The sequence below is a fragment of the Trichocoleus sp. ST-U1 genome (assembly GCF_039961835.1).
In the GTDB taxonomy this organism is placed as follows: Bacteria; Cyanobacteriota; Cyanobacteriia; order Cyanobacteriales; family FACHB-T130; genus FACHB-T130.
Genome location: NZ_JAMPJZ010000021.1, coordinates 1 through 14,699, shown reverse-complemented (window position 1 = coordinate 14,699; position 14,699 = coordinate 1). Strand labels below are relative to the sequence as shown.

Here is a 14,699-nt window from a genome sequence, read left to right as displayed (position 1 = left end):
CTAGATACTGTTAGCGTAGCGGCGTACTTGCGGACTGATCGACTTATTCTCTGTTCCAGGAGCAGTCTGGAAGAGAAAATATAGAGCGGATATACGACTTTTGTAGTGCGGAAACTGCCTTGTGCGGGGGCGCTGTAGATGTTGATATCAGATAATCTTAGAAGGGGACTCGGTAGAATATCTGCTGACCTAATGGCAAGTCAGCCAGGTAAATCCGTGCTGTGAAATCGCTGTTTTCCAGGGCAGCGGGTTGTGGGACCCGCTGCACATTCCGGAATGACTCGGTATATCGAATATTTCACAATCATGCGTCCAGGGCGATTACAACGGCTCCATACGACGGCGCTGTTACCTGTGATGTCGCCGCTAGCAACCCCAAACGGGATTTGCGGACGCATCTTATCCGATGTCACAATAGCAGGGGCAGCGACTTGTGCTTGTCCAGATTTTGATAATAAATCTGCGGCAACGATCCCGCCTCCAGTCAGGGTACAGCCAAGTAGAAACCGACGACGGTTCAGCCGCGATCGCAGTTTTCCTTCCATGAATTGAAAATTATTAGTTATAACCGATACATAGAGTTGAATAAAAATCGGAACCCAAACACGACTCTGTATGCTTACGTATAAGGATGTTGACCGGAATTTGGCTTCTCCGTATTTAGACGGATATTTACATAATCTTTACAGCTTTTCTGGAAAAACTCGGAGGAACTTTGAAGATTAAGCAAAGATGTCCGTTGATTGATCATCGGATTTCAGAGCGATCGCTTAAAATATAACGGAAAGAAACCGGAAAAATTACGTGTATTTACGTAAACAATTTTTAGACTCATAAGCGAAAATGAGCGGAAGTAGATAAGTTTTATCTAACCAAAGGCAATTCGACTTGGGGTGCGCTGATTTTTTTCCCGCGAACATTTGAACCTCGTAAGTAGGTAGGAGTTATGACTACAGTTCTGGTGGTGGAAGACAGTCACACGCAACGGGAGATGATCTCACGCCTCCTTCAAGAGAGCGGGCTGAGTGTTACTGTGGCTTGTGACGGTGTCGAAGCGCTGGAGCAAATGGAGGGCAATTGTCCGGATTTAGTGGTGCTAGATATTGTGCTACCCCGGATGAATGGCTACGAAGTTTGCCGTAAAATTAGAGCCGACTCCAAAACCCAGAAGGTAGCTGTGGTGATGTGTTCAGCCAAACGGGAAGAATTCGATCGCTACTGGGGAATGAAGCAAGGCGCAGATGCCTATATTTCTAAACCTTTTGAACCCCACGAGCTAGTCGGAACCGTTAAACAATTGCTGCGAGAAACAAGTGTGAGGAACTAAGTTGGGCAGAGGGTGAGCAATGCCTTACTCTCCTCGTCCATAAGTTCGCTGATAAAGCCGCGATCGCACGCGGTTACACATAATTTCGTCTAAGCAAAGCCATCCCCATTCTGGCTTCAAGTGAGGTCGCTTGTTTGGGGTAATAATTATCATTGAATGGGCAATTAGACCTAGTTGGTAAACGACGATCGGCAAACGTGACTCTGGCAGCAAATGCATCGCAAAGCTGCACACAATCAAACTATAATGCCGGTTGTTGAGAATTCCAGAGGCAATGTCCTCAAAAGTATAGGGTTCAGCTTCTTTACCCGTGCGATTTAAATAGGCGTTGTAGGTATAGGGATCGATGCCATCAATGTTGGTACATCCTAAACTTTGCAGCGCTAAAGTTACTTCGCCGCTGCCACAAGCTAAGTCTAATACTTTGTGAAAATCTAGCTGCCACTGACTGGCTGCAAGTTGCAAAACTTTTTGAATGGCGGATTCTTGAGGATTTCGGTATTCATCTCCAAATTGTTCGTAGAAACCTTGGACGCTATATTGTTCGTATCCTTTCCGAATCGCTTGGCGCTGGTTAGAAGAGGTAGATTTTCCTGAGTTTTGCTTGTGCTTGTGCATAATATTAAATTGTTTGTATTGTGATTATGCCCTCAGCTTGAATGGGGCTATACAAACAATTAGCCCTACCTACGGGGGCTACAGAATAATGCATTTTGGTAATAGAGACTTCTGAAAAACTCATTACCTATTTCCCAATACAAAATCGGCTAAAAATGCGATCGAGAACCGATTCTGTGACTTCCTCTCCGGTGATTTCTCCTAAAGCTTGAATGGCACCCCGCAAGTCAATTGTCCAGAAGTCGAGAGGGAGTTGATCGGTAATCGTAGCCAGCACTTGTTCCAAAGAAGTTTTAGCCCTCGTTAGCGCCGCTGCTTGCCGCTGGTTAATCGCTAAATCCAAGTCGGCTGCCTTGAGGTTGCTGGTGTGTACGGCATCCAAAATGGCTTCTTCTAGGGCGTCAATGCCTTGGTTATGGGCGGCTGCGGTGGGTACAACCCGGTGAATAGTGTCTGGGAGGGAAAATTCTGGAATCTCCCCAACCAGGTCAACTTTGTTAATCACTAAAATGAGGGGGCGGTGTTGTACCTGTTCGTAGATTTCTCCATCAGCGGGCGTCCAACCGGCTTGGGCATCAATGGTGAGTAGTACCAAGTCAGCGGCTTGAGCGGCATCGCGCGATCGCTCAACCCCAATCTTTTCCACCACATCAGCAGTATCCCGAATCCCGGCAGTGTCTAGCACTTGCACGGGAATTCCACCGACGACCAGAGCCGATTCTACAACGTCGCGAGTGGTGCCGGGAAGGTCGGTGACGATGGCGCGATCGCTCCGACTCCAGGCATTCAACAAACTCGATTTCCCGACGTTGGGACGCCCGACAATCGCCACTTTCAAGCCAGTGCGGAGGAGTTCGCCTTGTGCGGCAGTTGCCAAGATTTTTGTAGTTTCTGCCAATATCTGCTCGATTTGGGCGATGATATCCGCTTCATCCAACGGTGGCAAGTCTTCCTCAAAGTCGATTCGGGCTTCAATTTCTGCCAAGATGTCGAGGCAAGTGGTACGCAGGGAGCGAATCGGCTCTTGCAACTTCCCTTGCAACCCGGCAAGCGCTGATTGAGCCGCTTGAGGCGATTTCGCTCCCACGAGATCGGAAATACTCTCCGCCTGCGTCAAATCCAAACGCCCATTCAGAAACGCCCGCAGGGTAAACTCTCCCGGCTGTGCTAATTTTGCCCCCGCCTCCAAACACAGCTGCAATACCTGCTGCACTGGCATAATTCCGCCGTGGCAGTGGAACTCTACCACATCTTCGCGGGTGTAGGAGCGAGGCGCTTGCATCATCAACAACAGTGCTTCATCTACCACATCATGCGTCTGGGGATGGCGCACATATCCGTAGAGGATGCGGTGAGATTCCCACTGCTGCTTCCCTGGTGCGTGGAAGAGGGTACGCGCGATCGCGACCGCTTCCGCTCCCGATACGCGCACAATCCCCACACTCCCCTGTTGGGGAACAACAGCGGTAGCGATCGCGGCGATTGTTCCCCCCTGCACAAACGTTTCAGACATCTTGCCTTGAGATTCGGGTTAAATGAAAAGCTTATCAATTTCCATTCTGCTGTAATAAAGTGGAAGAATTACCAGAATTCTCAGAAGATGTGCAATTAGTTTCTTCCCAGGCTCTTGAAGCCTATCAAAAAGTCGTTAAGCCTTATGAGGGTTTATTGGGAGTTGTCATTGGGCTAGCGATCGCTGACACTGCCATACACTTAATCCCGGCTTTTTTTCAGTCGGGTTTAATCGAATTTGCAGTTAGTTTATCTCTCGCGATCGCTGCCTGTTGGTTGGGTTCTCGCCTGTTTAAGCAGGTTTTTGATATCTATCTCTTAGATACTGCCATCAACAGCGGACGTAAAATCAATAGCGAACTGCTAATTCTGGCTAAATTAATTGCTAATTTCATTATTGTATTTTTGATTATCGTTATTTTTGCCGAAACTCATAAAATTAATATTTTTGGTTTAGTAGCCAGTTTAGGGATTGGCGGCTTAGCTGTTGCCTTTGCTGCTCAAAAAACTTTGGAACAAGTATTAGGAGGCATTGTCATTTATCTCGATCGTCCCTTTGTTGTCGATGACTATATTGGCTTGCCAGATGGGATTTTTGGCAGAGTTGAGTCAATTGGCTGGCGTTCCACCAGAATTCGCACCTCTGGCAAAGGAACATTGGTAATCGTACCGAATAGTTCCTTAACACAGGTGAATATTGAGAATTTTTCGGGTGCCAAGAAAGTTATGGCTCTCATCTACTTAAACTTCGACCGAAAAATTGAGAACGAAGAACGTGCCTTAATTCGTCAAGTCATCTTAGACAGTACAGAGGATATTTTTGGAATCGACTCGCGCAACACCGAAGTTACATTTAAAGATTTGAACAAGGATAGCGAGAGCAAAACGCAAGCACAAATCACTTTTTTTATCTTAGGTTCTAGCGAAGTGTCGATGGGATTGCGGCGTCAACTCCTCGATATTGCGAGTCAAAATATTACAGATAAATTGAAATATTACGGGATTGTCTTCGACATTGAAGAACCAACAATTTATGTGGATTCACCCATTACTATCTAATCTAAACCTTGCCGATATTCGTTATCAGGTTCTTCAAATTGATATTTCCAAACCCCTTATTTTCTTGCTGTTTGTCCTCCTGTCTTTGCTATTGGGACGATACACACCTGGGATCAGCAAATTAATCGTCCGCCGCTTTGCATCGGAGAAAGTAACGAGTATTTATGAAGACTTAATCGAGCCAATCAAACACTTGTTTAGAGTGGCGGGTACATTTATTCTTATCTCTCTTTCTCTAACCTGGATTGAAGATTATCAATCCCTTTATAAATTAATCAAACCTTTTGTAGATTTAGCTGTCATTATTAGCGTAGCTTGGTTAATATCCCGGTTGTTTCGGCAGTTTATCCGAATTTATGGAATTGATATACTTGGGAAATTTAGTCGAGATTTTGATGAACTGATTTTGGTAATTGAGACTTTAGTAAATGTTGCGATCGGCTTCATCGCCATTCTGGCTTTTGCCCAAAGTCAGCAATTCAATTTAGTTGGCTTGATGGCAAGTTTAGGCATTGGTGGATTGGCGGTGGCGTTTGCGGCTCAAAAGACTCTAGAGCAGCTTTTAGGGACGATTGTTTTGTATTTAGATCGCCCTTTTGTTCCTGGGGATTATATTCGTCTACCTTCAATTGGCAATGTACCTGGAGGTTTGTTTGGTCGCGTTGAATCGATTGGTTTGCGCTCTACTAAGATTCGCACGGCGGCTAAAAGTACGTTATATATTGTGCCCAATTCCACATTGGCAAATTTAGAAATTGAGAATGTGACGATGGGCAAGAAAGTAATGGTTTTACTTTATCTAGATTTTTTTGGGTTACTAGAAGATCGGGAACAGGCGCTAGTACAGCAAGTCATTAATCAGAGTACAGACTCTGTATTCGGGATCGATCCAGGTAGTACAAATATTACTTTAATAAATAATGCGGAAAAGCAAACAACGAGAGCGAGGGTAACGTTTTTTATTCTGGGTTCCAGTGAAAACTCGATTCAACTGCGAAAGCATCTACTAGAATTGGCGAACGAAAAAATCTCTAAGCATCTGATTGAGTATGGCATAGAGTTTAAGATGCAGGAACCAACAATTTATGTGGAGTCACCAGTGACTCTTTAATGACGCTTATACAGTTATGACTAGATAGGTCATCCTAGAGACTGCCAGCGCGTTAGTCATCTTGCAGGATGCTCCTCTTTCAAGCGGTGATGGCTGTCCACTCTATCGACTGATTGTTGGGAACCTCAAATCGAATAGCAGTAGTCGCCCAGTTTTTAAAATCAGGTGCCATCCGAGTCAGCTTTTGCAGAATTTCATCGCTCACCCACAACACTAGCGGAAAAGCGAACTGCTTGCGGAACTGATTCCGGACGAGGTTCGTCGATGTAAGTACTTGATTAATGTCCACCACAGATTCTAGACCGAAGACCATCAAGGCTTGCGGCTGCCGATCTTCAATTGTTTTTTGAATCGTTGTATAAAGCGTCTTTACCGAAGGATGCAGGACGAGTTCTTGAATTTCGACCGTGGAGATTTCTTTTAGCAGCTTTGCCATTTGCTCTTGTAACTGGGGATAGTTACAGGAAACCAAAATCAGCGAGAACTCACCTTGAGAAAGCGCGATCGCCTTGGCGAGTCTTCTGAGCGATCGCTTGTGGTTTGCCTGAACATCTTCTGAATCATAAAGGTCAGTCATGGCGAGTACCAAAGGGAGTTTAATTAACATTTTTTCAATCTAAGTTTCTTTTTGCTTCCTTATATCGGGTGATTTTGGGAGCGTTCGGTCGATCGCGTCCTAACAGGACAATGACTGCTATCTTTTCGCTTCGTGATCTCTATCACTTAATTTAAGTGATCTCAGCTTGCCTGTCCAAAGGTAGCTAGAACAGTGCTGAGCTTGGATTGAGAGTCCTATAGGGGTTGTTGAATGTATGCGTACACCCGGTTATTTGCTACACAGGGGCATTCGGCTTTTCCCTTAACAAGGAATAAAATGTAATAAAACTTAACATATCGCTATAGTTCTTAAAGTCACAAGTGCTGGCTCTGGACATGGAATGCCAACGGCTCGATCGGACAGCACCACGATGTGCTAAGAGCGCTCTCGCTTTGCTGGATGCTGGCGACATCCGAATGTCCTAGACGTTGCGTATCCTACGAAAAGCCGCAACTCTAATTTTTGAAACCACCTACAGCTTGTGTCTAAGTGAAAGAGCTTTATGCAGAAAATCCATAAGGATTGATTGCCGCTATGCAAACATTGCACACCTACCTGATAAAACTACCGAAAGAATGAGAAATTGCTGACAAAGCAACAGCAGCAGACTCGGCTCTTTTTGAGCGATTTAGAAACACATCTGCTTTTTTCTTGGCTGTATAAATGAAAACTGTAGCAGAGGAGACAGCAGCTTTGGGGGATTTATTAAGTAATCTTCAGCTTTCTTAGCCAAACCCAGACTTATAGTAGATGCGAATACGCAAAAGTTAGTAAATTAAGCGATAGCGAAGCGCCGACCTGTCGGTTCGCCCTTCCACATTTGAACGTCAACGAAGCGATCGCGCCTCTACTTCAAGAAGGCTTATGTTCCCCTGAAAGACGGGTTTTCCCACCAGAATGGACATTGATGACGGTACGGGCGATCGCGCCGGTAGCCGGAATTCCCCCAAAGAAGGGAACGATGATATTCACTAAGCCTTGACCAATGAGTTCGCGATCGCTATTGTGTTTTTCACTCACGGTCATCCCATCCGCCACGACTGCTGATAATAAAGACTCGATCCTGCCGAGTGCTGCGAGTACCAAAGCCGGATCGATCGGTTCTCGAATTAATCCAAAATCATTCCAGTAGGGAATCCCTTGCGGCATCGGCAAGGATTGGGGAATGGCTCCAATTGTGGGCACCTTGAGATGGAAATAAGATGCGATCGCGATCGCTAAAACCAATCCTATTAATGAACCCGGTATCGTGCGATTATTACTCCAATTTTACTCTCGTCCCTGAAGACATTTCCCCTTGTTTCTACTAACCAGTCAAAAAGTTTAACGCTGCCTAATTGCCGGACGATGTAGGGTACATTTTGCGGATACCCAGGTATTGAGAAGGGCAGGTACAAGACCTACCCCGCCATCCTTTCAATCATCAGCCACTTCAAAACTTGTATGCTGGTTGCACTTGCAGCATCCTTAAAGGGAGCGATCGCGATTTTCGATGACCACTGATTTCCATGACACCAAGACCTTTACCCAGTCAACTTGCTGCAACCTTTGCCGAAATGCCCAAGTCATGATTTGTGGTTCCATAATATTTGGGGAAGTTTTCGTACACCCTGATTGAGGTAGAGATTGAAATACGCTGTCAAACGACTTTTTACGAGCTTCGCAGACGGGCTAGTTTGGTTTAGCCGTGCCTTTGGGCGTCAAGCTTGGTTTGTCTTCCTGGTTGCCTTTAGCTTCACCATGACGCTCGTAAACCCTGCCGCATTTGCTCAGACAAAATTTTTCGATGTGGAAGGACTTTGGGCGCAACCCTGTATAGAACAGTTGGCACAAAAGCAGATTATTAGTGGCTACCCGGATGGAAGTTTTCGACCAAAGGCACCCGTAACCAGGGGTGAGTTTGCCGCGATGGTTGGCAAAGCTTTCCCCAATACAGCGGACGTTCGTAGCGGCGGTCAGTTTGCGGATATCCCAGCAAATTCCTGGGCGGTAGATGCAATTCGTAAAGCCTATCAAAAGGGATTTATGTCGGGTTATCCGGGTGGGGTGTTCAAACCGAACGAAAAAATCCCGCGATCGCAAGCGTTGGTATCTTTAGCGAGTGGTTTGAAGTATTCACCTACTCAGGCGGTGAGTAGCACGTTGTCTGGGGCATTTACCGATGCAACGGCAATTCCTAGCTATGCGCGGAATGCGATCGCTGCTGCGACCGAAAAACAAATCGTGGTCAATTACCCCAACGTCAAGACACTCAATCCCAATCAGCTAGCCAGTCGTGCAGAAGTTGCAGCTTTCTTGTGTCAAGCCACCGGAACTGCTGGATTAGTCCCTTCCCAATACATTGTTAGCGCTGGGACGCCGCCAACCGCGCAGTCCGAAGAGATTCGGGGGGTGTGGCTGACGAATATTGATAGTGACGTGTTGTTTGAGCGCGATCGCCTGAGCAAAGCCCTGCAACGCCTTGATGAGCTAAATTTCAACACCGTTTATCCCACCGTTTGGAATTGGGGTTACACCCTATATCCCAGTGCGGTAGCCCAAAAAGTCACCGGGCGATCGCTCGATCCCACCCCAGGCTTACAAGGACGAGATATCCTCAAAGAAATCATAGACCAGGGACATCAAAAAGGCATGGGAGTCATCCCCTGGTTTGAATTCGGCTTCATGGCACCCGCTGATTCTGACCTCGCCAAACGCCACCCCGAATGGCTACTCAAAAAACGCGACGGTTCTCAAACTTGGAAAGAAGGAACACATAACCGAGTTTGGCTGAATCCAATGCGTCCCGAAGTGCAGAATTTTATCCAAGATTTAGTCGTCGAAATTGTTAGCAAATACGATGTTGACGGCATTCAATTCGATGACCACTTCGGCTTTCCCGCCGATTTTGGCTACGACGCCTTTACCGTCGAACTGTACAAGAAAGAAAACGGTGGGAAATCTCCTCCCGCCAACGCCCAAGATCCTCAATGGATACGCTGGCGGGCTGACAAAATTACTGCCTATCTGAAACAGTTGTTCAAGGCCGTCAAAGACCGCAAACCCAACGTTATTTTTGCCCTTTCTCCCAATCCCCAAGAATTCTCTTACAACTCCTTTCTAGCCGACTGGCAGAAGTGGGAACAGCAGGGGCTGATTGAGGAACTGATCGTCCAAATCTATCGAGATGATCTGAGCCGCTTCATTGGGGAATTAGAGCGCCCAGAAGTCAAAGCAGCAAAGCGCCATATCCCCGTCGCCATCGGCATTCTCAGCGGCGTGAAACCTCACCCGGTTAAGGCTGCACAAATTCAGGAGCAAGTTGCAGCGGTTCGTCAGCGCGGATTTGCCGGGATGTCATTCTTCTTCTATGAAAGCTTGTGGAATATGACCCCCGAAAAGCCAGACCTCAGACAGGCTGCCTTTAAAGGACTCTTTCCTACGTCCGTAGAGCGACCAAATCTTTTGGACGGGTGGAAAGCATCTCGTTAGGAATTAAGACTAAATAACCGGGAATCATTGCCGTTTTGTAGGGGCATGGCAATCAAAAAGCCCCTACGCGGTTTATAAATCCCCTGAGAGTTTGTATCGCCGGTACGGACAAGAAATTTGTTTTTCTTAGCTGTTGGGTACTATTACTCATCATTGACAGGGGATTTACAGCCAAGTACGGTAGAATGCTGACGAGCAAAGCAGCGCTCAGTAAATAAGTAGCAGTAAAGCCGCGACGAAAGCGTGCGGCTTGTGTAGCCGGGGCAGGAGTGTGGTGGTGAGAATATCGCTTTTAGATAGGTTACGGCTGGGCGTAGCAGTCGGGACGGCAAAGACAGTGACGCGGCTGGTGCGCCTGCTGCGTTTGGGAGCTGCTAGTGTTTTACCGGGAGAAATTGCCGGACGCATTCAGCCGCAGCTGTTGTCCCTGCTGTCTGGTCAAGTAAAGCACGGTGTGATTTTCATTGCGGGGACAAATGGGAAGACAACGACATCGCTGCTGTTGCGGACAATGCTAGAAAGTCAGGGATGGCGCGTTGTTCACAATGCGGCGGGTGCCAATCTCATGAATGGATTAATCACCGCACTGCTGACCAACACCAATTTAATCGGTCAGCTCAACGCTGACTATGCAATTTTAGAGGTAGATGAAAATATTCTGCCGAAGGTTTTGCCGCCAGTTCAACCAAAATTGATTTTGTGTTTAAATTTATTTCGGGATCAGCTGGATCGGTACGGGGAAGTGGATACGATTAGCCAGCGTTGGCAGAAAGCGATCGCCCAATCCAAAGATACGGTAGCGATCTTAAATGGCGATGACCCCACCTTGTCTCATCTGGGTCAGCAGTTATCGCAACGAGTTTTATTCTTCGGTTTAAGCGAACCTGAAGCTTATCTTGACGAAATTCCTCATGCAGTAGATTCTATATATTGTCCCCGGTGCGGACATTCTCTCGATTATCAGGGCGTCTACTTATCTCATCAGGGCGATTATCGGTGTCCTAGCTGTGGCTTTGAAAAAGGCCCCTTGGCAATCGATAGTCGCCAATGGCCTCAGATTCTGATTGGGATTTACAACAAATACAACACGCTGGCGGCTATTTTAGCGGCGCAAGAAATTGGCGTTGATACCGCAAATATCCTGGACACGATTAAAAACTTCCATGCAGCGTTTGGACGGGCTGAGGAATTAGAAGTCGCCGGGAAAAAGGTGCGGATTTTGCTATCAAAAAATCCCGTAGCGCTGAATGAAACCATCCGCGCTGTAAATCAGCAAAGAAGCCACGGCGGTTCCTCCACAACGCTGATGGTGCTAAACGATCGCACCCCAGATGGGACTGATGTCTCTTGGATTTGGGATGTAGACACCGAAAAATTGGTAGAACAGGGAGGAACGGTGGTAGTCAGCGGCGATCGCGTTTACGATATGGCGCTGCGCCTGCAATACAGCCAAGCAGACGAGGAACATGGCTGCAAACTGATTGTGAAAGAAGATTTACAAGAAGCGATCGCCACTGCTTTAGAACACACCGCTACCGGCGAAACCCTGCACATTCTACCGACTTACTCAGCGATGCTAGAAGTCCGAGGTATTTTGACTGGACGAAAAATTCTGTAGATGTTAAACGCTCTCGGTACGCAGAAAGTAGCCTTCCTTTGCGTACCTCTGCGATTTCCTTGGCGCTACTTTGCGTTAAAAATCAAAAAATTTGACTGTCACCATGACCGAACAACTTGAACTCACAATTGGCTGGCTTTATCCGACGCTGATGAGTACCTACGGCGATCGCGGTAATGTCATCTGTTTACAGCAACGCGCCCAATGGCGGGGGATCAAAGTCAACGTCATGCCCTTAGATCGGGACGCCCCCGCAGAGCAATTTCGCCAAGTCGATGTAATCGTGGGTGGCGGCGCACAAGACCGACAGCAGGAAATCGTCATGCGCGATTTGCGCCAAGGCAAAGCAGAAGCGATCGCTCAGAAAATTGAAGCAGGAACGCCTGGGGTATTTACTTGCGGATCGCCCCAACTCCTGGGACACTACTACGAACCCGCCTTAGGGCAACGGATCGAGGGATTGGGTTTATTGGATTTTGTCAGCAAGCATCCGGGGCCAGATGCCCGTCGCTGTATTGGGAATGTCGTGTTTGAGATCACGGCGTCGCGATTGGCGGAGGATTTGCGAAAGATGTCGGAGGATGCGCCTTTAGTAATTGGCTTTGAAAATCACGGCGGACGCACTTATTTAGGTGAGGTGGAACCCTTGGGACGTGTGATTAGCGGTTATGGGAATAATGGGGAAGATGGGATGGAAGGAGCATTTTATCGGAATGCGATCGCGACCTACTCTCACGGTCCTCTTTTACCCAAAAATCCCTCGATTGCTGACTGGCTCATTCAAACTGCACTTGCAGAAAAATATCAAACGCCAATTTCTTTAAAACCGCTGAATGATATCTTGGCAATGCAGGGGCGAGAAGCGATGTTTAAAAAGTTGGGCGTCAAGGTGCCAGCGGTTTCTGCACAGCGGGGATCGAGAAATTAGTACGGTTCTGACTTGAACTCGGAACCTCACCCCCAACCCCTCTCCGTCAACGGCTATCCATTAGTCACATCTTTCTTAACAAAGGGACAAACAAGATAGGAAGGGATTTCCGAGAAGTAAGTTGGTAGAGATAGTGACAATTCAGGAAATTCATGGTGCTACAAGATTTGAATGGAGGACAACAAGCATGAATAGAAAACTTAATGGAGTAATTTCCAGGTAGCCGCGATATCATGTAATCGCCGCAATCCTCGCCAAATGGTTTGAATTCCCGGCTCCCCATCGCTTTTTCGTCCTAAAAAGCCAGCCAACATTGCAATCATTCGCACGGCTTCTCGCAAACAAGGTGGCTGGGTGGGTGGAATGGGATTTTTATTAATAGTGGCGCACAAAGACTGCCATTCATAGGTTTCTAAAACTGTCTCACAGGGCTGCATTGGATTGCATCTGGCTTCATAAGTTAGCCATAACAAACGCCACGCTACAATTGTATAGGTGGCTAGTGCCATCTCAATTCTCCGAACCGTTTCCAGTTGTAATTTCTCAATTCCACAACCACTTTTTAATGCGTAGTGATAGCGTTCTATCAACCAACGGTAAGTGTACCAGCGAACGCAACGGGCTGCCTCCTCTAGCCGATTAATCTCCAGGCTAGTCATCAATAACCAACTAATTGGCTGAATTCCGGATGGCGGGTTTTCTTCTGATGCCAGAATTCCTTGTAACTTCACAGGTTTGAGCCGGGAACGCCCAATGTAATGTAACGGGACAAGGATATCGAAACTTGTGAACCGAAGTGTGAGTATGGCCTTTCTTGCTCTAGATTCTGGACTACGTTTAACTTCGACCGTGAGTTGACCACCAGGTGGAATTTGACGAATGGCAAGATGAAGCTATTTGGCACAATGGTCTACTTTTCGATTATGAGTCCCGCGAATTAATAAATGGGAATTTTCCGGACGTTTCTAGTTAAATAAGTCGAATATATCGGCTTCTGAGTCGGCAACTGTCACCACTTGAATATCTGCTGGGATCAACTTTTGGGTGATTTCTAATCCATCTAACCAGCGTTGGCTTTCTTTTTGTTGTGTTTCCCGTTGACGACGTTTTTTGGCGATGCCTAGATTTTCGAGTTCTCTGACCCACACCTGCTGGTCAATAATTCCCAGTGGGACTCCATTACTTGTCGCTGCCAGTGTTGAATGTACTTTTAATCCCGATGATTTTCGGTTGTCCAGATAACCAGTCCCTCTGGTGGCTGGGTGGTCTGTTAAATCTATGTTGGTCGTGTCCTGGATTGCCAAGATTTCTTGATGTTCTTTGATTCTTTCAATTGTGCTGGCTGTATGCGCCTTGCGAATATCACGCGGCTGAAAATAAGGTGATTTCCAAAAATCATATGCGGCGCTGGTTGCTGCTATATTTCCACAGGCTTGGGGGACGCTACTTGCTGGTTGTGTTGCCAAATCTTCGACGATGCGTATAAGACGCTTGTTTCGACGCGCGTCTCCTAAGTTGGCCTGGGACAATTCTTTGGCTGCCCACTTTTCCATGTTGCCATCACCCGCTACTTTTGTGTTCCCTCAAAACTATACCTATCAAGCCTTTGAGTATTATTTTAAGGAGTTTGTCCCTTTGTTAAGAAAGATGCGGATAATGGATAGCCCGCAAGCGAGGAGAGGGGATAGGAGCAGAAGGGGGAATCGGATGGGGAGAGGGGATTGGAAGAAGAGAGGGGATTGGAGTGGCGTAGAAGCTTTGGTTCTATGGGTTCATCTTGGGTCATTTGCTCATCTTTGATTCGTTGCTTATTTCAAGCCAGCGCGATCGCTTTTTCCTGCAAATTATCCTCTACTTCATAGTTGTCTGGTATTGATAAACCAGTGGAGCAACTTCAGAGGCGTAAGCCGCCAAAACACTTTCTGCCTCTTCGTCAAATAAGCTGCCGTCAGTACGATTCCAAGCTTGTAGCGCTCCCAAAAGCTTGCCTTCGTAGTAGAGAGGCACGGCTAAAGCTGTCTCTATTCCCAACGCTTTAGCATAATCTTGCCGAACTCGGAGATCGCCCTCAGTACGACAAACTAACACGGGTTTGTCGCTCTGAAATGCCGTACCACACAATCCGGAAGTCGCTGCCGCAACCCTTTTGTCCAACACCCACTCAGCGTGCTTGCCTATTGCTGCCGCATAGTAGACGGTTTCCCCTTCGGACTCAGCTAGCACCACGCTGGCTGTTTCAGCATTGACAAGTACTTGGATGCGTTCGGCAATGCCATCTAATATCTGGCGATTTTGACTCATCGTTAACATCTCTTTATCTGCAATCAGTCTATCCAAATACAGTTAAGTAGCTGGGACTAATTAAATATAAGATGGCATAAAGCCCCTAAACGAAGTTTTCCATTAATCTATGCCTGCTCCCATTCGGATTATCTTAAGCGAAGCAGAGGACTCAAT

12 protein-coding genes and 2 pseudogenes are annotated in these 14,699 nt (G+C 46.9%); 7 read left to right on the top strand and 7 right to left on the bottom strand.

The genetic code is table 11. The annotated features are described in order from the left end of the window. Nucleotides 1-157: 157 nt before the first annotated feature. The gene (locus NDA06_RS10340; RefSeq protein ID WP_347277049.1) at nucleotides 158-268 is read right to left on the bottom strand and encodes a hypothetical protein; all 111 of its coding nucleotides are present in this window, start codon (nucleotides 266-268) and stop codon (nucleotides 158-160) included. An 8-nt stretch (nucleotides 269-276) separates the two neighbouring features. Between NDA06_RS10340 and NDA06_RS10335 the strand changes: the two genes are divergently transcribed. Both NDA06_RS10335 and NDA06_RS10330 read left to right on the top strand, forming a co-directional pair. Beyond that, on the top strand, nucleotides 277-552 hold the full coding sequence (locus NDA06_RS10335; RefSeq protein ID WP_347277048.1) for a hypothetical protein: 276 nt from the start codon (nucleotides 277-279) through the stop codon (nucleotides 550-552). Nucleotides 553-946: 394 nt separating this feature from the next. Further along, complete coding sequence (locus NDA06_RS10330; RefSeq protein ID WP_190410155.1) at nucleotides 947-1,327, top strand: response regulator; 381 nt, start codon at nucleotides 947-949, stop codon at nucleotides 1,325-1,327. Between the two features lie 24 nt (nucleotides 1,328-1,351). Here NDA06_RS10330 and NDA06_RS10325 read toward each other — a convergent pair whose 3' ends face one another. Then, nucleotides 1,352-1,945: a class I SAM-dependent methyltransferase gene (locus NDA06_RS10325; RefSeq protein ID WP_190686783.1), complete on the bottom strand. Its 594-nt coding sequence runs from the start codon at nucleotides 1,943-1,945 to the stop codon at nucleotides 1,352-1,354. A gap of 127 nt (nucleotides 1,946-2,072) precedes the next feature. Continuing rightward, a complete protein-coding gene (gene mnmE, locus NDA06_RS10320; RefSeq protein ID WP_190986607.1) occupies nucleotides 2,073-3,458 on the bottom strand; it encodes a tRNA uridine-5-carboxymethylaminomethyl(34) synthesis GTPase MnmE in 1,386 nt (461 codons plus the stop codon). Nucleotides 3,459-3,517: 59 nt separating this feature from the next. On the opposite strand from mnmE, the gene NDA06_RS10315 reads away from it, so the two are divergent. Together NDA06_RS10315 and NDA06_RS10310 are read left to right on the top strand one after the other, a co-directional pair. Beyond that, complete coding sequence (locus NDA06_RS10315; RefSeq protein WP_190986606.1) at nucleotides 3,518-4,516, top strand: mechanosensitive ion channel domain-containing protein; 999 nt, start codon at nucleotides 3,518-3,520, stop codon at nucleotides 4,514-4,516. Further along, nucleotides 4,491-5,627 (top strand): mechanosensitive ion channel domain-containing protein, encoded by a 1,137-nt coding sequence (locus NDA06_RS10310; RefSeq protein ID WP_190986605.1) that lies wholly within the window; start codon nucleotides 4,491-4,493, stop codon nucleotides 5,625-5,627. The genes NDA06_RS10315 and NDA06_RS10310 overlap by 26 nt, the downstream gene beginning before the upstream one ends. Nucleotides 5,628-5,706: 79 nt before the next feature. Here the strand turns inward: NDA06_RS10310 and NDA06_RS10305 are convergent, their stop codons facing one another. Then, complete coding sequence (locus NDA06_RS10305; RefSeq protein ID WP_242028965.1) at nucleotides 5,707-6,234, bottom strand: hypothetical protein; 528 nt, start codon at nucleotides 6,232-6,234, stop codon at nucleotides 5,707-5,709. 861 nt (nucleotides 6,235-7,095) lie between these two features. Further along, nucleotides 7,096-7,476 (bottom strand): annotated as a pseudogene (locus tag NDA06_RS10300) (SulP family inorganic anion transporter); the annotation flags it as partial. Nucleotides 7,477-7,851: 375 nt separating this feature from the next. On the opposite strand from NDA06_RS10300, the gene NDA06_RS10295 reads away from it, so the two are divergent. From NDA06_RS10295 to NDA06_RS10285, 3 genes are all read left to right on the top strand, one after another. Next, nucleotides 7,852-9,696 carry a family 10 glycosylhydrolase gene (locus NDA06_RS10295; protein WP_190986604.1) on the top strand — a complete coding sequence of 615 codons (1,845 nt, stop codon included), beginning with the start codon at nucleotides 7,852-7,854 and terminating at the stop codon, nucleotides 9,694-9,696. 277 nt (nucleotides 9,697-9,973) lie between these two features. Then, nucleotides 9,974-11,314 (top strand): MurT ligase domain-containing protein, encoded by a 1,341-nt coding sequence (locus NDA06_RS10290; protein WP_190986603.1) that lies wholly within the window; start codon nucleotides 9,974-9,976, stop codon nucleotides 11,312-11,314. 103 nt (nucleotides 11,315-11,417) lie between these two features. Further along, nucleotides 11,418-12,242 (top strand): type 1 glutamine amidotransferase, encoded by an 825-nt coding sequence (locus NDA06_RS10285; protein ID WP_190986602.1) that lies wholly within the window; start codon nucleotides 11,418-11,420, stop codon nucleotides 12,240-12,242. Nucleotides 12,243-12,442: 200 nt separating this feature from the next. On the opposite strand, the pseudogene NDA06_RS10280 reads toward NDA06_RS10285, so the two are convergent. Beyond that, a pseudogene (locus NDA06_RS10280) lies at nucleotides 12,443-13,795 on the bottom strand (IS4 family transposase). A 298-nt stretch (nucleotides 13,796-14,093) separates the two neighbouring features. Further along, entirely contained in the window at nucleotides 14,094-14,543 is a 450-nt protein-coding gene (locus tag NDA06_RS10275; protein ID WP_190986601.1) for a GAF domain-containing protein, read from the bottom strand. Nucleotides 14,544-14,699: the final 156 nt, after the last annotated feature.